We start from the raw sequence: 514 nt of genomic DNA, 5'->3' as shown, positions 1-514 counted from the left end.
CAGCTGCCCCGCCAGCGCCAGCGCGCCCGTGGCGCCTTCCACTTCCGGCGCGCCCGCCCGCAGCGTGACGTCGCCGCCCTTGCCCGCGCGCGTCTCGCCCTTGTGCAGCACCGCGCCGCCCGAGGACACATCGATCAGCGAGCCCGCCGCCACCGCGATGCCATGCGGCGAGTCCAGCGTCACGCGGCCGCCGTCGAGCCGGCCCAGCCACGGCGAGGCCACGCCCTTGCCTTGCAGGTCCACCCAGCGGCCGCTCACGTCCAGCGCCGCGCCCTCGCGCAGCACGATGGCCGGCGCCTCGCCCGCCTTGGACAGCGCGCGCGCCTTGACGCTCGCGTCCGGCGACACGAAGGTGTTGCCCAGCGTGATGGCCCCGCCCCGCGTCGAGATGCCGGCCTGCGCGTCGATCCGGCCCGCCGTCAGCGCCACCTGCCCGCCGTCGGCCAGCGCCACCGCCTCGGCCACCGTCAGCGCGCCGCCGGTCGCCAGGTCCAGCCCGCCCAGGCCCATGTCG

Annotated in this window: 1 protein-coding gene; it reads right to left on the bottom strand. The window is 78.0% G+C overall.

Annotated features, from left to right (window positions below; genetic code table 11):
• Positions 1 to 514, bottom strand: a 514-nt coding sequence (locus tag AC6LJ9_RS30675; RefSeq protein ID WP_498150459.1) for a hypothetical protein, incomplete at both ends; no start/stop codon positions are given.

The organism is Achromobacter sp. 1011811831 (assembly GCF_059760905.1).
This window is presented reverse-complemented; position numbering and strand designations above follow the sequence as displayed.